The sequence below is a fragment of the Sphingomonas sp. Leaf34 genome, from assembly GCF_001421805.1.
Taxonomy (GTDB): Bacteria; Pseudomonadota; Alphaproteobacteria; order Sphingomonadales; family Sphingomonadaceae; genus Sphingomonas.
The window spans coordinates 140278-164515 of the sequence record NZ_LMLC01000003.1; the positions used below are offsets into that span (position 1 = coordinate 140278).

Annotated in this window: 17 protein-coding genes; 10 read left to right on the forward strand and 7 right to left on the reverse strand. The window is 67.4% G+C overall.

What is annotated here, in order from left to right; genetic code table 11:
* Positions 1-96: 96 nt before the first annotated feature.
* From ASF00_RS09040 to ASF00_RS09055, 4 genes are all read right to left on the reverse strand, one after another.
* A complete protein-coding gene (locus ASF00_RS09040; RefSeq protein ID WP_082463343.1) occupies positions 97-4809 on the reverse strand; it encodes a YadA-like family protein in 4713 nt (1570 codons plus the stop codon).
* A 461-nt stretch (positions 4810-5270) separates the two neighbouring features.
* On the reverse strand, positions 5271-6296 hold the full coding sequence (locus tag ASF00_RS09045) for an aspartate-semialdehyde dehydrogenase (RefSeq protein WP_055877609.1): 1026 nt from the start codon (positions 6294-6296) through the stop codon (positions 5271-5273).
* Positions 6297-6614: 318 nt separating this feature from the next.
* Positions 6615-7331 carry an MgtC/SapB family protein gene (locus ASF00_RS09050; RefSeq protein WP_055877612.1) on the reverse strand — a complete coding sequence of 239 codons (717 nt, stop codon included), beginning with the start codon at positions 7329-7331 and terminating at the stop codon, positions 6615-6617.
* Between the two features lie 6 nt (positions 7332-7337).
* A complete protein-coding gene (locus ASF00_RS09055; protein ID WP_443024396.1) occupies positions 7338-9611 on the reverse strand; it encodes a S9 family peptidase in 2274 nt (757 codons plus the stop codon).
* A gap of 314 nt (positions 9612-9925) precedes the next feature.
* On the opposite strand from ASF00_RS09055, the gene ASF00_RS09060 reads away from it, so the two are divergent.
* From ASF00_RS09060 to ASF00_RS09090, 7 genes are all read left to right on the forward strand, one after another.
* Positions 9926-10606, forward strand: coding sequence for a DUF6975 family protein (locus ASF00_RS09060; RefSeq protein ID WP_235525707.1), 681 nt, complete (start codon positions 9926-9928; stop codon positions 10604-10606).
* Between the two features lie 67 nt (positions 10607-10673).
* Complete coding sequence (locus ASF00_RS09065) at positions 10674-11528, forward strand: AAA family ATPase (protein ID WP_055877619.1); 855 nt, start codon at positions 10674-10676, stop codon at positions 11526-11528.
* 230 nt (positions 11529-11758) lie between these two features.
* Complete coding sequence (locus ASF00_RS09070; protein ID WP_055877622.1) at positions 11759-13177, forward strand: hypothetical protein; 1419 nt, start codon at positions 11759-11761, stop codon at positions 13175-13177.
* A 49-nt stretch (positions 13178-13226) separates the two neighbouring features.
* A complete protein-coding gene (locus ASF00_RS09075; protein WP_055877625.1) occupies positions 13227-13793 on the forward strand; it encodes a CHAP domain-containing protein in 567 nt (188 codons plus the stop codon).
* 110 nt (positions 13794-13903) lie between these two features.
* Positions 13904-15817 carry a CocE/NonD family hydrolase gene (locus ASF00_RS09080; protein WP_055877630.1) on the forward strand — a complete coding sequence of 638 codons (1914 nt, stop codon included), beginning with the start codon at positions 13904-13906 and terminating at the stop codon, positions 15815-15817.
* A 12-nt stretch (positions 15818-15829) separates the two neighbouring features.
* Positions 15830-17008 (forward strand): vWA domain-containing protein, encoded by a 1179-nt coding sequence (locus ASF00_RS09085; protein ID WP_055877633.1) that lies wholly within the window; start codon positions 15830-15832, stop codon positions 17006-17008.
* A 74-nt stretch (positions 17009-17082) separates the two neighbouring features.
* Positions 17083-17427 (forward strand): hypothetical protein, encoded by a 345-nt coding sequence (locus ASF00_RS09090; RefSeq protein ID WP_156348271.1) that lies wholly within the window; start codon positions 17083-17085, stop codon positions 17425-17427.
* Positions 17428-17709: 282 nt separating this feature from the next.
* On the opposite strand, the gene ASF00_RS09095 is transcribed toward ASF00_RS09090, so the two are convergent.
* Complete coding sequence (locus ASF00_RS09095; RefSeq protein ID WP_055877639.1) at positions 17710-18825, reverse strand: anhydro-N-acetylmuramic acid kinase; 1116 nt, start codon at positions 18823-18825, stop codon at positions 17710-17712.
* Between the two features lie 106 nt (positions 18826-18931).
* Between ASF00_RS09095 and rimO the strand changes: the two genes are divergently transcribed.
* The gene (rimO, locus tag ASF00_RS09100; RefSeq protein ID WP_055878732.1) at positions 18932-20284 is read left to right on the forward strand and encodes a 30S ribosomal protein S12 methylthiotransferase RimO; all 1353 of its coding nucleotides are present in this window, start codon (positions 18932-18934) and stop codon (positions 20282-20284) included.
* A gap of 50 nt (positions 20285-20334) precedes the next feature.
* On the opposite strand, the gene ASF00_RS18445 is transcribed toward rimO, so the two are convergent.
* Positions 20335-20481, reverse strand: a complete 147-nt coding sequence (locus ASF00_RS18445; protein WP_131585347.1) for a lmo0937 family membrane protein — start codon at positions 20479-20481, stop codon at positions 20335-20337.
* Positions 20482-20645: 164 nt separating this feature from the next.
* Here ASF00_RS18445 and ASF00_RS09105 point away from each other — a divergent pair, with 164 nt between their 5' ends.
* Both ASF00_RS09105 and ASF00_RS09110 read left to right on the forward strand, forming a co-directional pair.
* On the forward strand, positions 20646-22037 hold the full coding sequence (locus tag ASF00_RS09105; RefSeq protein WP_055878734.1) for a serine hydrolase domain-containing protein: 1392 nt from the start codon (positions 20646-20648) through the stop codon (positions 22035-22037).
* Positions 22034-23416, forward strand: coding sequence for a leucyl aminopeptidase family protein (locus ASF00_RS09110; RefSeq protein ID WP_055877642.1), 1383 nt, complete (start codon positions 22034-22036; stop codon positions 23414-23416). The genes ASF00_RS09105 and ASF00_RS09110 overlap by 4 nt, the downstream gene beginning before the upstream one ends.
* A gap of 120 nt (positions 23417-23536) precedes the next feature.
* On the opposite strand, the gene ASF00_RS09115 is transcribed toward ASF00_RS09110, so the two are convergent.
* Positions 23537-24235: a hypothetical protein gene (locus ASF00_RS09115; RefSeq protein ID WP_055877645.1), complete on the reverse strand. Its 699-nt coding sequence runs from the start codon at positions 24233-24235 to the stop codon at positions 23537-23539.
* Positions 24236-24238: the final 3 nt, after the last annotated feature.

The following is a 24238-nucleotide window of genomic DNA, read 5'->3' on the forward strand; positions in this document are numbered from 1 at the left end:
TCGCGGCCAGTTCGGAGCGCGCGCGCCGTCTGTCAACGCCCCCGAACGAAAACGGGCGACCCGACGGCCGCCCGCTCGCGCATATCTCCGGGGGTGTCAGAACTGATACCCGATCCCCCCCGACGCCCCGGCCTTGCCCTGCGAGTCATAGGTGCCGCTCAGCTTCACCACGGTATGGCCGTCGCCGAACGCCTTCGACATGCCGACCGCGACCGCCGATTGCCCGGCATAGGTGCCGCCGCCGATCGCGACCATGCCCTTGCCCGCTTCGTACGCCTGCGGGAGCCCAGCGGCGGCCAGCGCACCCGACGTCCCGGCATAGCTGTCGCGGCGGACCGAACGAATATCGAAGTCGAGCGCCGCGATCCGTCCGTCGGTATAGGCGTTGGCCTGCGTCACCGCCGAATTGATGCCCGAGTTGAGCTGCCCGACATTGACCGCGTCGGTGGTCGAAACGCCCGCCGCGACGTTGCTCAGCACGGTGGCCTGACCGCCCGTATTGAACGTCACGTTGGTGCGCGACGGACCATATTGCACCGAGTTGTTGCCCAGCGCGAGCGCACTGTCGGCGGTAACCTGTGCCGTCGCGGCCGCCTGATTGGTGGTATAGAGCTGGCCACCATTGACCGCGTCGGTCGAGCCCGCGGCGAGCGTCGCCGGGGCGACGTTGGTCACCTTGACCGGGGCGGCCGCGTTACCACCCGTCAACGTCACCGTATTGGTCCGCGCGCCGTTCGCATCGGTGCCGTACGAGACCGCATTCACCGTCGTCAGCGCCAGCGCATAGACCTGTCCGCCATTGACCGCATCGGTCGAGCCCGCAGCGATCGAACCGCCCGCAACATTGTGCAGCCCCACCGGCCCCGCCGTCGCACCGACCAGCGTCAGATCGTTGGTCTTGGTGCCACCGTTAGGCGTGGTGGCACTTCCGGGGTTCGAATATTGCACCGGCCCGGCGGCGCCATTGGCGACCTGATTGCCCAGATTGGTGATCGCGGTGGTGTTGTTCGCGACTTGGGCGTTGGTCGCGGCAAGCTGCGCGCCGTTGATCGCATCGGTCGAGCCGGCCGCTACCGTGCCCGCCGCGACGTTGGTGATGACCGTCCCCCCGGTGCCGCCGCCGAGCGTGATCGAGCTCTTGGCGGCGTTGTCGTACTGGACCGTGCTGCTGCCAAGCGCGGCGACCTGAGCCGCGACGCCCGCGACCTGGCCGACATTGGCGGCATCGGTCGCCGCGGTACCCGCGGCGACATTGGTGATCTGCCGCTCCGCACCGACCGAGCCGACCGACACCTCCCCCACAGCGTTCTGCAACCCGCCAAGTCCCAGCGCCGCATAGCCGAGTGCGCCACCACGAACGGCGAGGGATCCGGTGCCCAGCGCGACGCTATTGCCCGCGGTGGCAGTGGCTTCGGGCCCGATCGCGAGGCTGTCGGTGCCCGTCACGCTGCCATCGGCGCGGGTCGAGAGGACGTGGAAGTAGCGGATCCCCGCACCGCCATTGATCGCTCCGTCGACCGCGTCGAACACCGACTGGACATTGCCATATTGCGTGCCACCGAAGCCGAACGAGGCAAGCACGCTGTTGGTCGCCGGATCATAGCGCGACAGGCCTCCGAGGCTCGCTGCGACCGAGGTGCCAAGCCCGACGAGTTGGCCACCGTTCACCGCCTCGGTCGAACCCGCCGCGAGCGTTCCGGCGGCGACGTTGCCGAGCACCACCGGTGCTGCGCCGACGCCGCCGAAGCTGACCCGGGTACGCGTTGCGTCGTCATATTGCACCGACAGCGCGGCGAGGTTACCGAGCTGACCGGACACCGTCGCGAGCTGCCCGCCATTGACCGCATCGGTCGAGCCTGCCGCGACCACGCCATCGCCGACATTGTGCAACGCGACGGCGCCGGCTGCACCGCCGACCAGCGTCACGTCGTTCGACGGCACGCCCCCGTTCGGCGTCGTCGGCGCACCCGCGCTCGAATATTGCAGCGCACCGATCGCACCATTGGCGATGCTCGTCGTAAGGTTCGTGACATTGGTGTTGGTCGCGAACAACTGGCTGCCGTTGACGGCATCGGTCGAGGCAGCGCCAAGCGCGCCCGCCGCGACGTTGCTGAGCGCGACGGGGGCCGCCCCGGTCCCGGCGCCGCCGAGCGTTGCGCGCGTCCGTGTCGTATCGTCGTACTGGACGGCCAGCGCCGACAGGCCGCTGACCTGGCCCGAGACGCTCGCCAGCTGGCCGCCATTGACGGCATCGGTCGATCCGGTCGCGACCACGCCATCGGCGACATTGTGCAGCCCGACCGGTCCCGCCGTCGCACCAACCAGCGTGACGTCGTTGCTCGGCACGCCGCCATTCGGCGTCGTCGGCGTCGCGGCGTTCGAATATTGCACCGCACCGATCCCGCCATTGGCGATGGTCGTCGTCAGAGTGGTCAGGGCGGTGTTGGTGTTGGTAACGTTGGCGTTGGTCGTGAACAGCTGGCTGCCGTTGACCGCCTCGGTCGAGGTCGCACCGAGCGTCGCTGCCGCGACGTTGCCGAGCACCACCGGCGCTGCGCCGACCCCGCCGAAGGTCACCCGGCCGCGCGTCGCATCGTCATATTGCACCGCCAGCGCGGACAGGCCGCCAAGCTGGCCCGATACCAGCGCGAGCTGACCGCCATTGACCGCGTCCGTCGAGCCGGTCGCAACGACGCCGTCACCGACATTGTGGAGCGCGACCGTCCCCGCCGCGCCGCCGACCAGCGTGGCATCGTTCGACGGCACCCCGCCATTGGGCGTCGTCGGCGCGCCCGCGCTGGAATATTGCAGTGCGCCGATCCCGCCGTTGGCGATGCTGGTCGTCAGGTTGGTGACGTTGGTGTTGGTCGCGAACAGCTGGCTGCCATTGACCGCATCGGTCGACGTCGCGCCGAGCGTGCCTGCGGCGACGTTGCCGATCGCAACCGGTGCCGCCCCCGTCCCGACGCCACCCAGCGTCACTCGCGTCCGCGCACCGTCGTCATACTGGACCGCAAGCGCCGACAGCCCGCTGACCTGGCCGGACACGGTCGCCAGCTGCCCGCCGTTCACCGCATCGGTCGAGCCTGCAACGACGGCGCCATCGGCGACGTTGTGCAGCCCGACCGGGCCTGCCGACGCACCGACAAGCGCCGTGTCGTTGCTCGGCACCCCGCCGTTCGGCACGGTCGGCGTCGCGGCGTTCGTATATTGCAGCGCGCCGATCCCACCATTGGTGATGCTGGTCGTGAGGTTGGTGATCGCGTTGCCGTTGTTGGTGACGTTGGTGTTGGTGGCGAACAGCTGGCTACCATTCACCGCCTCGGTCGACGCGGCGCCGAGTGCGCCCGCCGCGACGTTGCCCAACGCGACCGGGGCTGCGCCCGTGCCCACACCGCCCAGCGTCGCGCGCGTCCGCGTCGCGTCGTCATATTGTACCGCGAGCGTGCCGAGCGTCCCGAGCTGCCCCGATACGGCCGCCAGCTGCCCGCCATTCACCGCATCGGTCGAGCCCGCAACGACGACGCCGTCGGCGACGTTGTGCAGCCCGACCGGGCCTGCCGCCGCACCGACGAGCGCGGTATCGTTGCTCGGCACCCCGCCGTTCGGAACGGTCGGCGTCGCGGCGTTCGTATATTGCAGCGCGCCGATCGCGCCGTTGGCGATGCTGGTCGCCAGATTGGTGACATTGGTGTTGGTCGCGAACAGCTGGCTGCCATTCACCGCCTCGGTCGATCCGGCCCCGAGCGTCCCGGGTGCGAGGTTGTCGATCGTGGTGCCCGCGGCCCCTGCCAGCGTCACGCGGTCCTGCGCGGCGGTGTTATATTGCACGGCACCGGTTGCGAGCGTGCCGATCTGCGCCTGCACGCCGGCCAGCTGCCCGACATTGACCGCGTCGGTCGCCGCGGTCCCGGCGGCGACGTTGGTGATCTGCCGTTCGAGCCCCGCGGAACCGACCGACACCTCGCCGGCCGAATTCTGCGCGGCGGCCAGTCCGATCGCGGTATAGCCGGTTTGCGGTGCGCGCGTGGCGACGCTCCCGGCGCCGAGCGCGACGCCGTTGACGCCGGTCGCTCTGGCATCGGTGCCCAGCGCGATCGCCCCGGTTGCGCCCGCGCCGACGGTCGCGCGCGTGCCGAACGCGATCGAGCCCGCCGCGGTCGCCGCGGTCGCTGCCGAATTGCCGAACGCCACCGAATTCGCCTCGCCTGCCAGCGCCTCCAGCCCGGTCGATCCGAGCCCGGTGATCCGGTTGCCACCGATCGCAATCCCGGCGGGGGTCCGCAACGAGAAACTGTCCGCCTGCGTGTCGCAGCGATCAGCAGGACCGACGATCGTGCCGTTGGCGTTCAGGACCTGCAGCGTGATCGGACTGCCGTTCGCCGCATTGTCCAGCAGGCCGGTCGCGTTGATGTTGAGGTTGGAGACGGCCAGCGGCGGCACGAGCACCGAGACGAGCGGCACCGAGATGACCGCGTTGACGCTTCCCAGGATCGGATTGACCGTCGACTGGATCGGATCGACGACGCCGTTGATCACCGGCCGCAGGATGTCGGTCACCACCGACCGTGGCAGGCTGATGCCCGAGCACGCGCTGACGATGTTGGGCGTCGCCGTTTGCGCCGAGGCGGTCTGCGTGGCGAACAGCGTGGTGGCCGCCACGCCGATCAGCGACACGCCGGCGCGCAACCGCCGCAGCGCGCGCGCGCCGCGGTCCGACCCGCCCCCGATCGGCTCGACCACGGGCGGTGCCGTACCGCCATGAGTGATGGAACTGCGGAACACCGGGCGAACAAACGCATGAGACATCGAACAATCCTCCACTGGCGACTGCGACGGCAGCGCTGACTTTCCAAGTCGCCGGCCTTTTTCGGCTCGACTACAGGAACGGACGGATTTTGATCTCGCGTGTACTAACAGTAAGTTACCGCGTTAAATAAGAAATATATGGGAACAGTAGTTTTTCACAAACGTTACTGGCATGAATAGATATTCAATTTGAGTATGACTCAAATCCGTTTTGATTTTACTTTGCTTGAAAGTCAGCTTTTCCTGACGATGCGGCCATGAGTGATCGTTAACCGTCGAACTCAGATCGGCGACTATCACGCCCCCCGACATCGGATAGGCGCAAAATGGATCGATCATGCGGTCGGGGGCGCGCCCGCGAAAACCTTGCGAATCGCAAACGCCGCGCCGTCACGGGTGTGACGACGCGGCGTTTTCATGGACCAATCGGATAGGGAAACGCAGCGTGCCGCCGCTCGACCTTACGCCTTTTGCAGATGCCTGCGGCCGAGCAGTTCGGCGATCTGCACCGCGTTCAGCGCCGCCCCCTTGCGAAGGTTGTCGCTGACGCACCACAGGTTCAGCCCGTTCTCGACGGTCGGATCCTCGCGCACGCGGCTGATATAGGTCGCGAAGTCGCCGACGCATTCGATCGGCGTGATATACCCCCCGTCCTCGCGCTTATCGACCAGCATGATGCCCGGTGCCTCGCGCAGGATGGTCTGCGCTTCCTCGGCCGAGATCTCGTTCTCGAACTCGATGTTGATCGCTTCCGAATGGCCGACGAACACCGGCACGCGCACGCAGGTCGCGGTAACCTTGATCTTCTTGTCGAGGATCTTCTTCGTCTCGACGACCATCTTCCACTCTTCCTTGGTCGAACCGTCGTCGAGGAAGCTGTCGATGTGCGGGATCACGTTGAACGCGATCTGCTTGGTGAACTTCTTGGGCTCGGCGGGATCGCCGACGAAGATGTTGCGGCTCTGCTCGAACAGCTCGTCCATCCCCGCCTTGCCCGCGCCCGACACCGACTGATAGGTCGAGACGACGACGCGCAGGATCTTCGCCGCGTCGTGGAGCGGCTTCAACGCGACGACCATCTGCGCGGTCGAGCAGTTCGGGTTGGCGATGATGTTGCGGACCTTGTAGCCGTCGATCGCCTCGGGGTTCACCTCGGGCACGATCAGCGGCACGTCGGGGTCCATGCGGTACAGCGACGAATTGTCGATCACGACGCAGCCGGCGGCGGCGGCGATCGGCGCGTAGACGGCCGTGCCTTCGGAGCCGATCGCGAACAGCGCCATGTCCCAGCCATTCCAGTCGAAATGCTCGATATTCTGGCATTTGATTTGGCGGCCGGTGTCGCCGTAATCGACCATCAGCCCCTGGCTGCGCGACGACGCGACGCAGGCGATCTCGTCGGCAGGAAACTCGCGCTCCGCCAGGATATTGAGCATCTCGCGCCCGACATTGCCGGTCGCCCCTGCGACCACCACCCGATAACCCATGTCATAACTCCGATTGGACTTGGCCGCGCAGTACCGACGTTGCGCGGGCAGGTCCAACGGCTTTCGACTTGTTGCGCGGATAGTGGGGGTTTGGGGGCGGCGCTCCCAGGGAATGCCGTCCTCCCCCCCTTGTTCCCCCGCGAAGGCGGGGGCCCAGTCTGGACCCCCGCCTTCGCGGGGGAACATTCTTTTACTGCACCACCCCGGCGAAGGCCGGGGCCCAATTGGAAAGGTCGCAGTAACTAAGCGCAGCGCTCAGTTATCGCCGTCCCCCAATTGGGCCCCGGCCTTCGCCGGGGTGGTTACGGTGCTCCCCCCTCAGTCGTGAGTCCGCGCCTGCCACGTCGCATGCTCGATCCTGTGGACCTGCGCCAGATGATCCGTAATCGAATCCAGCTCCTCCGCCGGCACGTTCGTCGCCACCAGCGTCACCGCGATCTCGACCCGGTCCTCCCCCCGCTCCGTCACGTCCAGTTCCGCCACCTGCAGCTGCACCGCCTCGAGATGCTCGACCACCAGGTCGCCGATCGGCCCGGCATCCGCCGCCGCCGCGGTCACCATCACGCTATAGGTCGCCTCGATCGTCCGCCCCTCGGTCGGAATCCGGTTGATCCCGTCGACCAGCGGCCGGAGCGCGGTGTTCGCCAGCAGCACGACGAAGGTCAGCAACCCCGCCTCCGCGATCATGTCGCTCCCCGCGCACGCCCCGACCGCCGCCGAGCACCAGAGCGTCGCCGCGGTGTTGAGCCCGCGGACGTTCATCCCCTCCTTCATGATCACGCCCGCGCCGAGGAACCCGATCCCCGACACGACATAGGCGATGATCCGGATCGACTCGACGTCGCCGCCCAGCCGCTGCCCGAGATCAACGAACGCCGCCGATCCGAGCGCGACCAAAGTGTTCGTCCGCAATCCCGCGGTCCGCTGGCGATATTGGCGCTCCGCCCCGATCAGCGTTCCGAACACGAACGCGGCGGCATAGCTCACCACCGTGTCGAGGAACGGCCACAGGTGAAACGTCTCGACGAACCGCACCGGCGTTTACTTCACCGGTGCTGGCGCCGCCTCGGGAACCGGCTTGTCCTTCACCGTCCGGTCGAGGAAGTTCAGGATCGTCCCCCAGACATGCTCGCTGATCCCCGGCCCCGCCACGCGGTGCGTGTAACCGGGGTAGAACATCATCTCGAATGGCGTCGCGGTTGCCTGCATCCGCGCGGCCACCTTGGTCGAATTGTCGAGGAACACATTGTCGTCCGCCATACCGTGGATCAGCAGCAGCGGGTCGACGATCCTGTTCGCCTCCTCGACCGCCGCCGAGGTGGAATAGCTCGCCGGGTCCTTCGCCGGATCGCCCAGATACCGCTCGGTATAATGCGTGTCGTACAGCTGCCAGTCGGTCACCGGCGCGCCCGACACCGCCGCCGCATAGACGCCCGGCGTCTTCTCCAGCATCTTGAGCGACATATAGCCGCCATAGGACCAGCCATAGGTCGCGATCTTGCTTGGCTCGACGAACGGCAGCGACTTCAGATAGTTCGCGCCCGTCAGCTGGTCCTCGACCTCGACCGTGCCCATCGCGTGATAGATCTGGTCCTCGAACGCCTTGCCGCGGTTATACGAGCCGCGATTGTCGATCTTGAAATAGATCCAGCCGCGATCGACCAGATATTGCGGCAATCCGCCCTGCCAGCCGCGCGTTACCTGTTGGCCGGTGCCGGGGCCGCCATAATGTTCGAAGAACACCGGGTATTTCTTGCCGGGCTCGAGCGGCGGGGTGATCATCTCGTAATAGAGCGTCATCCCGTTCTTGGCCTTCAGCGTCCCGAACTTGGTCTCCTGATGGCTCTGCAGATACGGGTAATAGGGATGCCCCTCGACCACCGCATTCTCGTTGATCCACGACAGCCGCTTGCCCGTCGCGTCCGCGAGATAGACCTGCGTCGGCTGCCTGGTGTTCGAGCGCGAGATGATGAACCGGCTTGCGGCCGCATCCATCGTCGCGCTGTTCCACCAGCCCGCCTCGGTCAGCCTGGTGATCGCGTTCGGCTTGACGACGTCGACCGAATAGAGCTGCTGCTCGAGCACGTCGTCCTTGTTGCCGAGGAAGAACAGCCGTCCCTTGGCTTCGTCGACCCCCACCAAATCGGTGACGACCCAATCGCCCTTGGTCATCTGCGTCCACTTGCCCGACGCGAACCGGTAGAGATGGCCATAGCCGCTGCGCTCCGACCGCCAGATCAGGCTGCCGTCCTTGAGCACGTGATAGGCGTCGGACAGGTTGAGCCAGCTCTTCACGCCCGATTTCTCGGTGAACAGGACGGTCGACTTGCCCGTCGCCGGATCGACGCGGAGCATCTCGAGCAGCTTCTGGTCGCGGCTCTGGCGCTGGACCAGCAGCATCCGGCCATCGGGTGTCCAGTCGACCCGCGCCAGATAGATATCGGGGTTGGTGCCGAGATCGACCTTCACCTGCCCCGAGCCATCCGGCTTCATGATATATAGCTCGACCAGCACGTTCGGCGTGCCCGCGGCGGGGTAGCGCTGCTCGTACACCTTGGTCCCCGTCGCACCGATCGACGCGCGCGTGGCGGTGTGCACCGGCGCCTCGTCGAACCGCTCGACCGCGACATAGCGCTCGTCGGGCGACCACCAGTATCCGGTGCGGCGATCCATTTCCTCCTGCGCGACGAACTCCGCCTCGCCGAAATGCACCGTGCCGCCGCCGCCGGTGGTGACGGCCCGCGCGGCGCCCCCGCCCAGCGGTTGGACGAACACGTTCTGGTCGCGAACGAACGACACGAAGCCCCCCTTGGGGCTGACTACCGGGTTCAGCTCGCCGCCGGGCGTGTTGGTCAGCCGGGTGACCTTACCGTCGAGCCCGGCGAGATACAGGTCGCCGTCGAGCGGCACGAGGATCGACTTGCCGTCGGGCGCCCAGTCATAGGCGACGATCCCCTTCTGCCCGCCGATCCGCGCGCGCTCGCGCTGCATCTTCTCGGCCTCGGTGAGTTCCGCGCCGCTGCCGACGGTCTTCGAATCGACCAGCATCCGCGCCTGCCCGGTGGCGGTGTCGACGGCCCATAGATCGAACCGCTCCTTCTCGTCGTCGCGGTTGCGCAGCGACGTCAGCAGCGTGCCGTCGGGCGACAGCCGCACCGCGCGCGGCTGCGATCCCGACAGGTCCGGATTGCCGAACACGCGCGCCATCGTCAGGTCGCCCGGCGTCGCCGCCTCGACCGGCCGCACCGGCGCTGGCTCGGCCACAGGCGTCGCAGCCGCAGGCTTTGGGGCCGGCGTCACCTGATCAGCAGCCATCGCGACGGTTCCGACCGAGGCAAGCGCAAGTCCGAGCAACCATGTTCGCATCCTGTAGACTCCGTGGGATCATCCCGCCGGATACGCCCCGACGGCCCGAAGATATTCGGTGGCGCGTTATCGCGATGGCATGCCGGCACGTAAAGGGCGGATCGCAGCGACGATTCTTGTGCGGAGGCCCGCGGCAATTCTCGCGTTGAGGACGGCACGCGAATTGCGCGACGGCGTAAACCGCGTCTTTACGCGCGTCGTGTAATCGCACCGACGGGCACCTTGCCGTGGGCGATTGGTCCATGGTGCAGCACGAGCGGAGTATGATGGTTTCGACTGCGATACCAATGGGCAGCGAGGCCGCAGGCGCACCCGACGCATGGCAGGCGCTCGTCCGGCTGGGCGAGGCCGACGGCAGCGCGGCGCACCCGCATTTTCGGCGGCTGGTCAGCGGCGGTCAGGGCGCGCGCAACCTGTCCGACGCAGTCCATGCGCTGTGCTCGGTCCATGGCGACCATCCCGGGCTGATCGCCGACGTCATGGCTCGCGCGGTCGAGCCCGACGAACAGGAATGGCTCGCCGCCGCCGCCGCCGGGTTCGTCGACGAACGCAGCTATCTCGCGCAGCTGACCGCCGCGGTGGGGCCGCTGCCATCGACGCCCGGCCAGGCGGAAACCGAGTCGGCGCTGGTCGGCGAACGCCACGCGCTTGAGATGCTCGCCCGGTCCGAGCGACGCGGCTGCGCGACGGGCGCGGTCGCGGCGTTGCTGCGCGACTGGACGGCGATCCGCGCGATGCTCGATGTCGCCGCCGACCATTTCGGTCTCGCCGTGCCTGCCCCGACACTGCCCAGCACGGCCGATACCGCCGCCGCCATCACCCGCCTCGGCCGCGCACCCGGCCCGCAACGCGCGATCCTGTTCGGCGCGCAACAGCTCTTCGCGCAACATCGCGGGCTATGGGCGCTGCTCGAAGCGCGGGCGAGCGCGCGCGGCGATCTGTAACGCGCTTGCGCTGGACAACGCTTCGCCTCTATCCATACCCGGTATTCAGAACCGGACGGGATATCGCATGAAGCGCTTCGAAGGCACCCAGAGCTACGTCGCGACCGACGATCTGAAGGTCGCGGTCAACGCCGCGGTCACGCTGCGCCGTCCGCTGCTGATCAAGGGCGAACCCGGCACCGGCAAGACCGTGCTCGCCTATGAGATCGCGAAAGCGCTCGGCGCGCCGCTGATCGAGTGGAACATCAAGTCGACCACCAAGGCACAGCAGGGCCTGTACGAATATGACGCGGTCGCCCGCCTGCGCGACGGCCAGCTCGGCGACGCGCGCGTCCACGACATCGGCAACTATATCCGCAAGGGCAAGCTCTGGGAGGCGTTCACGCAACCCGCGCCGCCCGTCCTGCTGATCGACGAGATCGACAAGGCCGATATCGAGTTTCCGAACGACCTGTTGCAGGAACTCGATCGGATGGAATTCCACGTCTACGAGACCAAGGAAACCGTTCGCGCGGTCGAGCGCCCGATCGTGATCATCACCAGCAACAACGAGAAGGAACTGCCCGACGCGTTCCTCCGCCGCTGTTTCTTCCACTATATCAAATTCCCCGATCGCAGCACGATGCAGGCGATCGTCGACGTCCATTTCCCCGGCATCCAGAAGATCCTGGTGAGCAAGGCGATGGACCTGTTCTACGACGTCCGCGACGTGCCCGGCCTCAAGAAGAAGCCGAGCACAAGCGAGCTGCTCGACTGGCTGAAACTGCTGCTGCATGAGGACATGCCGCTCGACATCCTCCAGAACCGCGATCCGACCAAGGCGATCCCGCCCTTGCACGGCGCGCTGCTCAAGAATGAGCAGGACGTGATGCTGTTCGAACGTTTGGCGTTCATGGCGAAGCGACAGAAGAACCAGGGATAAGGACGTCCTTAACGACCTGGCGTCATAGCCTGCGCACGACGCAGCCCGCATTCCCGATCCTCCCCCGCCAGGGCAGGGTGGCAGGCGCGGCCTGACGGAGGGGGGAGGACACGAAACCGATGGTGCCGCCAACCGCCGCTTCCGACAGGCTAGGCACGCCACCTCCCCTCGAAGACGCGCGACACTCCGCGCCCCGACCGCGGGAGGCACTGGCAGCCCTCGCAGCCATAATGCTGCTCGGCCTCGCGCTGCGCCTGTGGAACGCGCGCGGCGGCCTTTGGGTCGACGAGGCATGGTCCGCGCAGTTCGTCGCGCAGGCCGGCTCCGCCTGGGGAGTCGTCTGGCGGATCAACCACGACAATAATCACTATCTCAACAGCCTGTGGATCCTGCTGGTCGGTCCCTATGCGTCACCGCTGCTGATCCGTGCGCTGTCGATCGCGACCGGCACGCTCTCGATCGCGGTGGCCGGCGCGATCGGCTGGCGGCGCGACGCCACGACCGGACTGATCGCCGCACTGCTTTTTGCCGTCTCGCCGATCCTCGTCGCTTATGGCGCGGAGGCACGTGGCTATGGTCCGATGCTGCTCGCGATGCTCGTATCGGTCCTGCTGATCGACCGCTGGCTCGACCGCGACCATCATCATGATGGCGCCCCGCCCGCCTGGTCGCTCGCTGCGTTGACGCTGGCGGGTCTGCTCGCCCAACTCACCTATCTGTTCGCGCTCGCGGCGTTCGCCGGCTGGATCGTTACGGCGCGCAGCCGACGCAGCTCGATCGACTCCGCGGTCGCCACGACCGCGCGCGCGCTCGGTCCTTCGGCCGCAATGCTGGCGCTGGTCCTCGCCTTCGTCGTCGTCGCCGCCGCTGCCAGCACGACCGGATTCCAGGCTGGCGGGTATCCAGGCTTTACACTCGCTGCAGTCGCCGACGTCCTGGCCGAGACGGTTGCCTACACCATAGGGTTCGCGTTGCCCGCCGCGTGGCCGACGATCGGCGTGACGCTGGTCGCGATCGCCGCGCTGCTGATCCGCGCGCATCCCGATCGCCGGCCCTTCTATTTCTTCGCGACGATCGCCTTCTCGCTGGTCCTCGTCGTGGCGCTCTGGCGGATCGGCAATGCCGGGTTCGCACGCTATTATCTGGTCGCCGTCGTCGGGATCCTTCTGCTGCTGGCGGATTCCGCGGGCGCCGCGATCCGTCGCGGCGGCTGGCGCAGCGGCGTATCCATCGTCCTGACCGTGCTGGTGATCGTCGGATGCGTGCGCCGTGACGATGCGCTCGCTCGTGCGGCGCGCGGCGACCCGGACCGCGCCATCGCGACGATGCGGAGCCGGATGCCGCTTGGCGCAACCGTGCTGATCGACACGATCCGCCCGATCCCGGTGCTTGACATCGCGGCCCGCCGCACCGGATACGCGCTCGCAATCCACCGGACCTGTCTCGCACCAGCGCCCGCGGCGACCCCGGCTCCAGCGTTCGCCTTCATCGATCTCGAGCGCCGCGCATCTCCGATGCCGTCGATCGCACGCTGCGGCACTGCGTACATCCTCGTACAAACCGGCCGCCATCTCGCCCTGTCCGGTCTGGACTGGGCGCTCTACGCAAGCGCCGATCCGCCCGAAAAACGCGGCCAAGCCATGCGTTAACCAAAACGCGAAACCGACCAGTCACCGACCGCTGCCTATCCTCGGCGCTATGAAGCGAATCCCCCGAACGCTCCTCAGCCTCGCGATTGCCGCCACCGCCGCGACCAGCGCCAATGCCAGTTCGCTGCTCGACTATGTCGGCCAGTGTGTCCCCTTCGCCCGCGCCGCGTCGGGGATCCAGATTTACGGCAACGCCTGGACCTGGTGGGAACAGGCCGACGGCCGCTACGAACGCACGCACAAGCCCAAGGAAGGCGCGGTAATCGTGTTCGAGAAGACCAAGCGCCTGCCGATGGGGCATGTCGCGGTCGTCAGCCGCGTGGTCGAGAAGCGCGTCGTGATGCTGACGCACGCCAACTGGTCGCGCCAGAACGGGGAGCGCGGGCATGCCGAACAGGACGTCACGTTGTTCGACGTGTCGCGCAACAACGACTGGAGCGACGTAAAGGTCTGGTACAAGGACGTCGACGGCCTCGGCGGCGGGGTCTATCCGGTGTACGGCTTCATCTACGGCCATGCGCACGCCGCCCCCGAACTCACGAGCCGCAACCCCGACTATGTCGGTGCGCTGATCGACGCCTATGTCCCCGGCAGCGGCGAACCGATCGCGCGCTGAGCCCCCCGGTGCCGTCATCCTGACGAAAGTCAGGATGACGGCGTGAGCGGTGTTGCCGCCACCCGCCAAACCGTGCCACCACCGTCTCCGAAAAGACGGTGAGGATGACGATGCGGTTCAAGGCTTTCACGACGATCACGCTCGCGCTGCTCGCCACGTCCGCGCCCTCGATCGTCGGCGCGCAAAAGGAAAAGGCCCCGCCCCCCGGCGGCGACATCCCCGCCAAGTTCGTCCCCGCCAACAGCAACTTCGATTTCGACCGCCGCGAGGTCGATATTCCCATGCGCGACGGCGTCACGCTCCACGCGGTCATCGTCCAGCGCAAGGGCCTCACCGACGCGCCGATCCTGCTCCAGCGCACGCCCTACAACGCCGACAGCGTCGCCAGCCGCTCCTCGAGTTCCAGCGGCGCGATGAACCTGCGCGCGTCCGACGCGATGTTCTTCGACGCAGGGTACATCCGCGTGTTCGAGGACGTCCGCGGCAAGAACGGCTCGAACGGCGCCTATATCAACGAACGCCCGCTGATCGGCCCGCTGAATAAAACCAAGGTCGACCACTCGACCGACGCCTACGACACGATCGACTGGCTGGTAAAGAATCTCAAGAATTCGAACGGTCGCGTCGGCATCATCGGCGGCAGCTATGACGGCATGATGGCGGCGATGGCGCTGGTGAACCCGCACCCCGCGCTCAAGGCCGCGGTGCCGATGAACCCGGTCATCAACACCTGGAAGGGCGACGACGACTTCCACGGCGGCGCCTTCCGCCAGATCGGCTACGACTATTATTACAGCCAGGACGCCGCGAAGGGTGAGGCCGGCGACCTGTGGCGCGACGCATACGACGATTACGACACGTTCCTGCGCGCCGGATCCGCGAGCGATTTCGTGAAGAGCCGCGGGCTCGGACAACTCCCGTTCGTCAACCGGATGCACGATCACCCGGCCTACGACGCGTTCTGGCAGGGCCAGGCGCTCGAGACGATCCTGCCCAAGCAGCCGCAGACGGTGCAGACGCTCTGGGTCGCCAGCCAGTGGGATCAGGAAGACATTTACGGTGCGGTCGCAGCGTATGAGGCGGTGTCGAAGGTCGATCCCAACCACGTCAACCACTTAGCGCTCGGCCCCTGGGCGCATGGCGGCGCGAACGGCGACGGCTCCACGCTCGGCGCGATCCGCTTCGATGCCGACACCGCGCTCTGGTTCCGCAAGACCGTCCTGCTCCCCTTCCTCGACGGCGCGCTCAAGACCGGCGCGACGCCCGCGCCGCTCGCCCCCGTCACCGCGTTCCAGACCGGCACGAACCAGTGGCAGACGCTCGCCGGCTGGCCGAGTTCGACCGCCACGCAGAAACTCTACTTCCAGCCCATGAGCGGCCTCGCCGCGACGGCGCCCGTGCAGGACGGCCATGACGACTATATCTCCGATCCCGCCAAGCCGATCCCGTACCGCCTCCGCCCGATCCGCCCGACCTATGCGAGCGGCTCGACATGGCGGCAGTGGCTCGTCGACGACCAGCGGCCCTTCTCCGACCGCACCGACGTCCTGACCTACCAGACCCCGCCGCTGACCAGCCCGGTCGCGATCGCCGGCGCGCCCGTCGCGGATCTGGTCGCCAGCACCACCGGCACCGATGGCGATTTCGTCGTGAAGCTGATCGACGTCTACCCGGCGGAATATTCCGACAAGCCCGAAATGGGCGGCTACCAGCTCGCGGTCTCGATGGACATCCTGCGCGGCCGCTACCGCGACGGCTTCGACAAACCCACCCCGATCGTCGCCGGCCAGCCGACGCACTTCCGCATCGTCCTGCCCAACGCGTCCCACGTCTTCCTGCCCGGCCACCGCATCATGGTGCAGGTCCAGTCGAGCTGGTTCCCGCTCTACGATCGCAACCCGCAGACCTATGTCCCCAACATCTTCGACGCGAAGCCCGCCGACTATCGCAAGGCGACGATCAGCGTCTTCCATGCGCCGACCCAAGCCAGCGGCATCGAACTGCCGATCGCCGCGGCGAAGTGAGGAAATGACGCCATGTTCCTGAACTTCCTCGACGAACTCCGCAGCGCCGGCATCCCCGCCAGCCTCAAGGAGCATCTCATCCTGCTCGAGGCGCTCGACGCCGAGGTGATCGAGCGGACGCCGGAGGATTTCTACTACCTCTCGCGCGCGGTGTACGTGAAGGACGAGGGGCTGCTGGACAAGTTCGACCAGGTCTTCGCCAAGGTCTTCCGCGGCCTCGCCACCAGCTACGGCACCGCTCCCGGCGAGGTGCCCGAGGACTGGCTGAAGGCGGTCGCCGAAAAATTCCTGACGCCCGAGGAGATGGCGGCGATCAAGTCGCTCGGCTCGTGGGACGAGATTATGGAGACGCTCAAGAAACGTCTCGAGGAGCAGAAGGAACGCCATCAGGGCGGCAACAAATGGGTCGGCACCGGCGGCACGTCGCCCTACGGCAATGGCGGCTACAACCCCGAAGGCGTCCGCATCGGCGGCGAGAGCACGCACAAGCGCGCGCTGAAGGTCTGGGACCAGCGCGAGTTCCGCAACCTCGACAACACGCGCGAACTCGGCACGCGCAACATCAAGGTGGCGCTCCGCCGCCTGCGCCGGTTCGCGCGCGACGGCGCCGCGGACGAACTCGACATCGACGGCACGATCGCCGGCACCGCGCGCCAGGGCTATCTCGACATCGTCATGCGCGCCGAGCGCCGCAACGCGGTCAAGCTGCTGCTGTTCCTCGACGTCGGCGGCTCGATGGACCCGTTCGTCAAGCTCTGCGAAGAACTCTTCTCGGCCGCGACGACCGAGTTCAAGAACCTCGAATTCTTCTACTTCCACAACTGCCCGTACGAAGGCGTGTGGAAGGACAATATGCGCCGCTTCGCCGAGCGTACCCCGCTGTGGGACGTGCTCCACAAGTTCGGCCATGATTACAAACTCATCTTCGTCGGCGACGCATCGATGAGCCCGTACGAGATCACGCATCCCGGCGGCTCGGTCGAGCATTTCAACGAGGAGCCGGGCGCGGTGTGGATGCAGCGGCTGACGACCACCTATCCGGCGGCGGCGTGGCTGAACCCGGTGCCCGAGACGCAATGGGGCTATTCGCAAAGCGTCCAGATCATCCGCGAGTTGATGACCGACCGCATGTACCCGCTGAGCCTTGCCGGGCTCGACGACGCGATGCGCGAACTGACGCGCAAACGCTAGGCGGACGACCGTAACGGAACCGTCATGGTGGCGGTCGGTTTAACGTGCATCATTTCCAACCCAAGGAACGCCTGATGTCGTCGATCCCCAACTCCGCCATGCCGCATGCCAAGGTCCATCACGACGACGATCACAAGCCGAAGCCGCCCAAGCCGCCCAAGGCTGGTGCGAGCGACTGGGTCGAGGACGCGACCGACGCGGCAAAGGCCGGGCTGGCGACGGCGACGGACGCGGTGAAGTCGCACCCGAAGACCGCGATCGCGGTCGGCGCGACGGTGATCGCCGGGATTGCAGCGGCGATCGCAGCGCCTGCACTGCGCGCAAAGGACGGGGCCGAGAAAAAGGCCGATCCGAAGAAGAAGTCATCCCCGCACAAGCCAGAGCCGAAGAAGCCGGCCAAGGCGACGAAGCCGCACTGATCCGCCGCTTGAGAACATTGCAGGGGCGACAAGGGGGATGCCCCTACCCCACTGCACCACCCCGGCGAAGGCCGGGGCCCAAATGGAAAGGTCCCACTAACGAGGCACGCGCTCACCTAGCGGCGTCCCCCAATTGGGCCCCGGCCTCCGCCGGGGTTGACTGAGGATCACGTGGTTAATGGCAGGCGATAGCCAAAACGGGCAGCCGGGCCTTCTTGTTCTCCCGCGAAGGCGTGAGCTCAGTCCGGGCTCCCGCCTTCGCGGGAGACCATACTCAGCGGGTCAATGTGAGGTCTTACCCCCCACGACTGAAACCCGGTCTACGACCCCGCCAGCCATCGCCACCGGCACCCCCGTCGTCCCCGGAAAACTGATCGGCAGCCCCTTGAGCGTCCGCACCGCCATATAGGCGAACCCCTCAGCCTCCAGCGCATCGCCATTCCACCCCAGCGTATCGGTCGACTCGACCACCAGCCCGGTCCGCTCGGCGATCATCGCCAGCATCGTCGGGTTATGCCGCCCCCCGCCCGCCACCAGCAGCCGCACCGGCCGCGCGGGCAACTGCCGCACCGCGTCCGCCACCGTCGCAGCCGTGAACGCGGTCAGCGTCGCCGCCCCATCCGCCGCCGACAACCCCCGCGCCGGCTGGATCGTGAAGTCGTTGCGGTCGAGCGACTTCGGCGGCGGCGCATCGAAAAACGGATGATCAAGCATCGCCGTCAGCACAGTCTCGTCGACCCGCCCCGACGCTGCCAGCGCGCCCCCCGCATCGTAGCGCGCGCCCGTCTCCGCCTCGACCCAGCTGTCGATCAGCCCGTTGGCCGGCCCGGTATCGAACGCCACCAGTTCTTCCGCCCCGCCGGGAATGAAGGTTATGTTCCCGACCCCGCCAAGGTTCAGCACCGCGATCGGCCCCTCGAGCCCCGCCGCCAACGCCGCATGATAGACCGGCAGCAACGGCGCCCCCTGCCCGCCCGCCGCGACGTCGGCCGAGCGAAAGTCCGAGACCGTCGTGATCCCCGTCGCACGCGCGACCGCGGCACCGTCGCCGATCTGCCAGGTCCAGCGCCGGTCGGGCCGATGCGCGATCGTCTGGCCGTGAAAGCCGATCACCCCGACGTCCGCCGCCGCCACGCCCGCATCGGCGAGCAGCTTGTGCACCGCGAACACATGCGCGCGCGTGATGAGCTCGCCCGCCGCGACGACCGGCGGGCTCGCGCGCGGCCGTTCGAACGTCAGCGCCATCCGCGTCGCCTCGGCCAGCTGCGCCCGCGCTGCATCCGAATAGGGCTCGCCGCGAAACGCTATCGCCCGCACGAACGCCTCGCCGTCGGTTTCGATCAGCGCGGCATCGATCCCGTCGAGCGACGTTCCCGACATCAATCCAATGGCCAGCATTTCAAATCCTTCCCGGGCACCGCGTCTCGCAATCGGCCCTCCCATGGATGATGCCCCTTGCACCGCCTAGAAAAAACCGAACTTTGCGCCTATGTGCGCGGGCTTCATGGCAACAACACTCCCCTCCCCGCCGAAAATCGGCATGGTCTCGCTCGGCTGTCCGAAGAACCTGGTCGATAGCGAACGGATCCTCACGCAGCTGCGCGGCGACGGCTATCAGATGTCGCCCGATTATGCCGGCGCGGACATCGTGCTCGTCAACACCTGTGGCTTCCTCGATTCGGCAAAGGAGGAAAGCCTCGAGGCGATCGGCGAAGCCATCGCCGAGAATGGCCGTGTCATCGTCACGGGCTGCATGGGCAAGGAAGCCGAGGCGATCCGCGCGCGCTTCCCGCAGGTGCTCGCGATCACCGGCGCGCATGAATATGAGCAGGTCGTCGGCGCAGTCCACGAGGCCGCCCCGATGCCGCCATCGGCGTTCCTCAACCTGATCCCCGACGCCGGGCTGAAGCTGACGCCGCGCCACTACAGCTATCTGAAGATTTCGGAAGGCTGCAACCACCGTTGCTCGTTCTGCATCATCCCGTCGTTGCGCGGCGACCTGGTCAGCCGCCGCCCCGACGCGATCCTGCGCGAGGCCGAAAAGCTCGTCGAAGCGGGCACCAAGGAACTGCTGGTCATCAGCCAGGACACCTCGGCCTATGGCGTCGACCTGCGCCACGCCAGCTGGCCGGTGAAGTCCGGCGGCCCGATGTCACGCAGCGAGGCCCGCGAGGTCCGCGCGCACATGACCGATCTGTCACGCGAACTCGGCAAGATCGCCCCCTGGGTGCGCCTCCACTACGTCTACCCCTATCCGCACGTCGATCACGTCATCCCGCTGATGGCGGAGGGTCTCGTGCTGCCCTATCTCGACATCCCGTTCCAGCATGCCGCGCCCTCGGTGCTGCGCCGGATGAAGCGCCCCGGCAACGACGCCAAGGTGCTCCAGCGCATCCACAAATGGCGCGAGATCGCGCCCGACATCACGATCCGCTCGACCTTCGTCGTCGGCTTCCCCGGCGAGACCGAGGAGGATTTCCAATATCTGCTCGACTGGCTCGACGAAGCGCAGCTCGACCGGGTCGGCGCGTTCCGCTTCGAACCCGTCGAGGGCGCCGCGGCCAACGCGCTGCCCGACCATGTGCCCGAAGAGCTCAAGGAAGAGCGCTACGCCCGGATCATGGAAAAGACCGCGGCGATCTCCGCGGCGAAGTTGCAGGCGAAGATCGGCCGCACGCTCGACGTGATCATCGATGCGGTCGACGAAGAAGGCGCAACCGGCCGTTCCAAGGCCGATGCGCCCGAGATTGACGGCGAAGTCTTCCTGCGCGACGCCGGCCATCTGACGGTCGGCGATATCATACCGGTTACGATCGAGGACGCCGACGACCACGATCTCTACGGCGTCCCGGTCTAAGCTATAGACCGTACAGGCCGCTCTCCCGCGCAAGCGGGAGAGCGGCTAGCTCAGACGACGCTGCGCCCGGTGAACAGCTTGATCAGCACGACGACGACGGCGATCACCAGCAGGATATGGATGAGCCCGCCCGCGACATGGAAGGCGAACCCGGCCAGCCAGAGGATCAGCAGGATGACGGCGATGGTATACAGCATGGTTCTAGTCCCCTCGGAAGTGACGGGCTCCCGGCCCCGCAATGAAACGTCGCTCTATTGATCCATGTTCCGTCAACATTTCTGCCATAGTCTAACCCGTTCTACTGCCGCGTAATTAAAATCGCGGCGTTGCACCGACGACCCGGTTCTGCTTCGTTGTGGCGATGTTGACCCGCTTTCTCGCCGTCGCCGCGCTGCTGCCGGCTCCCGCCATCGCCCAATCGCTCACCCCCGCCGAGACCGCGCAGATCGACACGCTCGTCGCCGGCGCGCTCGGCGATACCGGCGTGCCTTCCGCCTCGATCGCGGTGGTTCGCGGCGGGCGGATCGTGTTCGCCAAGGCGTACGGCAAACCCTCCGAAGCGATCGCCAAGGCGGACCCGAAGCTCCCCTACCAGATCGCCTCGATCTCCAAGCAGTTCACCGCCGCCGCGCTCCTGCTGCTCGAGGACAAGGGCAAGCTGAGCCTTGACGACACCGTCGCGAAGTACATCCCCGGCATCACCGGCGGCGACCGCATCACGATCCGCCAATTGCTCAGCCACACCTCGGGGCTGCAGGATTACTGGCCGCAGGATTACAGCTTCGCCGCGATGGCCAAGCCCGTCACGCCGCAGCAGATCGTCGACCGCTGGGCAAAGAAACCGCTCGATTTCGCACCCGGCACGCAGTGGCAATATTCGAACACGGGCTATGTCGTCGCCGGGATGATCGTCGAGAAGGTCTCGGGGCAACCGCTGCTCAACTTCCTCCAGCAGCGCATCTTCAAGCCGCTCGATATCCGCGCGCTCGACCAGGACAAGGCGATCGGCAAGGCGTTCCCGCAAGGCTATGGCCGGTTCGCGCTCGGCCCCGTCCGCGCCGAGACGCCAAGCGCGGACGGCTGGCTCTACGCCGCCGGCGAACTCTCGATGAGCGCCGAAGACCTCGCCAAATGGGACGTCGCCCGCCTCACCCGCACCACGCTGCCCGCCGACGACTGGGCCGCGCAGGAAACCCCCGTCAAGCTCGCCGACGGATCGAGCAACGGCTACGGCCTCGGCGTTTTCACCGGCAGCGCGGACGGCCGTCGGTATGTCGAGCATAGCGGCGAGGCGGTCGGCTTCCTGTCCGAGAACATCGTCTACCCCGACGACAAGGCCGCGATCGTCGTCCTCACCAACAGCTGGTTCAGCGACGCGGTCGGCCGCATCTCCGGCGGCATCGTCAAGATTGTCCTGCCCCCCGCGCCCGCCAATGCAGAAGACACCGCCGCGCTCGCCCGCGCGCGCACCGTCTACGACCAGCTCCGCACCGGCACGCTCGACCGCAAGGGGCTGACCGAAGACGCCAATTACTACTTCAAGCCGGTCGCGCTCGCCGACTACAAGACCAGCCTCGGCGCGCTGGGCGAGCCCACCGCATTCGTGCAAACCGGCAAGACCCGCTTGCGCGGCGGCTTCGTCAACCGCACCTATCGGATAACCTATCCCGACCGCTCGCTCTCGCTCAGCACCTATGCCGAGCCCGGCGCGAACGGCCGGTACGAACAGTTTTTGGTGGCACCCGCTTCATGACCGACTTCGCTTCGATGCTCCTGCCCGACCGCGGCCAGCCCGCGCGGACCATCCACGTCGTCCATCCCGACGCCTACGACGCCTGGCTCGGCACGCAGCCGCAGCGCGTCCGCACGACCGTCGCCGCACACCGCCTGACCGGAAAAGCGGGCGACCGCGCCGTCCTCCCCGGCGACAGCGCCGAAGACTGGTCGATGCTGCTGGTCTGCAACGAAGCGCTGACGTCGCCGTGGCGGATCGCCTCGCTCGGCGCGTCGCTGCCCGCGGGCACTTATCGCCTCGCCGACGGCCCGGTCGGCGCCGCCGGGCTCGGCTGGATGCTCGCCCAGCACCAGTTCACGCGCTACGTGAAGCCCGATCCGATCGGCGCACGCATCCTGCTGACCGCCGACGCCGCACCGATCGACGAGACCGTGCGCCTCGCCGAGGCCACGGCTATGGTCCGCGATCTGGTCAACACCGGCGCCTCCGACATGGGCCCCGCCGACCTCGAAGCCGCCGCCGAGACGCTCGCGAAACGGCACGGCGCGACCGTCACGGTCACGCGCGGCGACGCGCTCGCGACCGGCTACCCGATGATCCACGCGGTCGGCCAGGCCGCCGCCAAGGACCGCGCGCCGCGACTGATCGAGCTCGAATGGGGCGACCCCGCGCACCCGCGCATCGCGCTGGTCGGCAAGGGCGTCACCTTCGACACCGGCGGGCTCGACATCAAGCCGTCCGCGGGCATGCGGCTGATGAAGAAGGACATGGGCGGCGCCGCGCACGCGCTCGCGCTGGCGAGTCTCGTGATGGCGGCCAAGCTCCCCGTCCGCCTCCACCTCCTGATCCCCGCGGTCGAAAACGCGATCGCGGGCAACGCCTTCCGCCCCGGCGACGTGCTGGCCACGCGCCAAGGCCTGACGGTCGAAAACACCAACACCGATGCGGAGGGCCGCCTCGTCCTCGGCGACGCGCTCACCAAGGCAGGCGAGAGCAACCCCACGCTGATCCTCGACTTCGCCACGCTCACCGGCGCGGCGCGCGTCGCGCTGGGTCCAGACCTCCCGCCGCTGTTCACCGACAACGAAGCGCTCGCCGCCGACCTGCTCGCGGCCGGGATAGCGGAGACAGACCCGATGTGGCGCCTGCCGCTCTGGAACGCCTATGACGAGATGCTGCGCTCGGACGTCGCGGACATGGTCAACGCCCCCGATGGCGGCTTTGCCGGCGCGGTCACGGCCGCGCTGTTCCTCCGCCGGTTCGTGCCCAAGGGTACGACGTGGGCGCATCTCGACGTGTTCGCCTGGCGTCCATCGGCGAAACCCGGTCGGCCAAAAGGCGGTGAGGCCTATGCCTTGCGTGCCACCTTGGCGATGCTGGCGAAGCGGTTTGGCTAGCCGGTTCCCCCGCTGAGGCCGGGGCCCAGGATTGCGGGCGCTGTCCTGTCAGATCCTGGGCCCCCGCCTCCGCGGGGGAACACGCTACTGTAGTGAGCGTCTCGGCGAAGTCGCCAGGCCTTACCCCGTCGCGAACTGCCCGAACGGCAACAGCTTGTCCGCCAGCGCCTTGGTCGCATTCGCATCACCCGCGCGCAGCGGCACGAGCACCGCCGCCGCCGCCCGGCGGACGAACCCGTCGATAGCCGTCGGCGCCGGCGCCTTGCTCGCCGTCTCGACCAGCGCGCGTCCCCGCGCATCGTTCGGATCGAGCTCCAGCCGCAACAACCCCGCCAGCCCCGCGAACATCGCGCGATTACCGCCGAGCGCCACCGATCTGTCGAGCGCCTCGAACCCGGCCGCCTTCTGCGCCCCCGCGACAGCCCGCCCAACGAACCGCCCAAGCTTGGCGATCACCCCCACATGCCATGCGCCCAGCGCCGCCTGCACCTCGGCATTGCGCGGATACCGCGTGACCAGCGCCTCATATTGTTTGCGCGCGGCGATCGCCTGCCCGCGATTGCCGAGCAGCTTGGCGCGATAGCCGTTCGCCATCGCCTGCATGATCGCCGCCTCTTGGTCGCCCGGCGAACGACTGAGCGCCTGTCCCGCAACCGCGGCCGCCTTGTCGATCCGCGCCAGCGCCATCCCGCGGTCGCGATCGACGAACCCTGCCTGGGTCAGCAGTTCGCGCGGCGTCTCCGCGCTGGCGGGGATCGCCGCCACCACCGCGCAGACTGCGATCGAGGCACCGACGCACCCGCGAAACCACTTGGCCATATC

Coding starts and splice junctions, on each gene's coding strand:
- ASF00_RS09040 (WP_082463343.1), bottom strand. CDS start 4,809: ATGTCTCATGCGTTTGTTCGCCCGGTGTTCCGCAGTTCCATCACTCAT.
- ASF00_RS09045 (WP_055877609.1), bottom strand. CDS start 6,296: ATGGGTTATCGGGTGGTGGTCGCAGGGGCGACCGGCAATGTCGGGCGC.
- ASF00_RS09055 (WP_443024396.1), bottom strand. CDS start 9,611: ATGGCTGCTGATCAGGTGACGCCGGCCCCAAAGCCTGCGGCTGCGACG.
- ASF00_RS09060 (WP_235525707.1), top strand. CDS start 9,926: ATGATGGTTTCGACTGCGATACCAATGGGCAGCGAGGCCGCAGGCGCA.
- ASF00_RS09065 (WP_055877619.1), top strand. CDS start 10,674: ATGAAGCGCTTCGAAGGCACCCAGAGCTACGTCGCGACCGACGATCTG.
- ASF00_RS09070 (WP_055877622.1), top strand. CDS start 11,759: ATGCTGCTCGGCCTCGCGCTGCGCCTGTGGAACGCGCGCGGCGGCCTT.
- ASF00_RS09075 (WP_055877625.1), top strand. CDS start 13,227: ATGAAGCGAATCCCCCGAACGCTCCTCAGCCTCGCGATTGCCGCCACC.
- ASF00_RS09080 (WP_055877630.1), top strand. CDS start 13,904: ATGCGGTTCAAGGCTTTCACGACGATCACGCTCGCGCTGCTCGCCACG.
- ASF00_RS09085 (WP_055877633.1), top strand. CDS start 15,830: ATGTTCCTGAACTTCCTCGACGAACTCCGCAGCGCCGGCATCCCCGCC.
- ASF00_RS09090 (WP_156348271.1), top strand. CDS start 17,083: ATGTCGTCGATCCCCAACTCCGCCATGCCGCATGCCAAGGTCCATCAC.
- ASF00_RS09095 (WP_055877639.1), bottom strand. CDS start 18,825: ATGCTGGCCATTGGATTGATGTCGGGAACGTCGCTCGACGGGATCGAT.
- rimO (WP_055878732.1), top strand. CDS start 18,932: ATGGCAACAACACTCCCCTCCCCGCCGAAAATCGGCATGGTCTCGCTC.
- ASF00_RS18445 (WP_131585347.1), bottom strand. CDS start 20,481: ATGCTGTATACCATCGCCGTCATCCTGCTGATCCTCTGGCTGGCCGGG.
- ASF00_RS09105 (WP_055878734.1), top strand. CDS start 20,646: ATGTTGACCCGCTTTCTCGCCGTCGCCGCGCTGCTGCCGGCTCCCGCC.
- ASF00_RS09110 (WP_055877642.1), top strand. CDS start 22,034: ATGACCGACTTCGCTTCGATGCTCCTGCCCGACCGCGGCCAGCCCGCG.
- ASF00_RS09115 (WP_055877645.1), bottom strand. CDS start 24,235: ATGGCCAAGTGGTTTCGCGGGTGCGTCGGTGCCTCGATCGCAGTCTGC.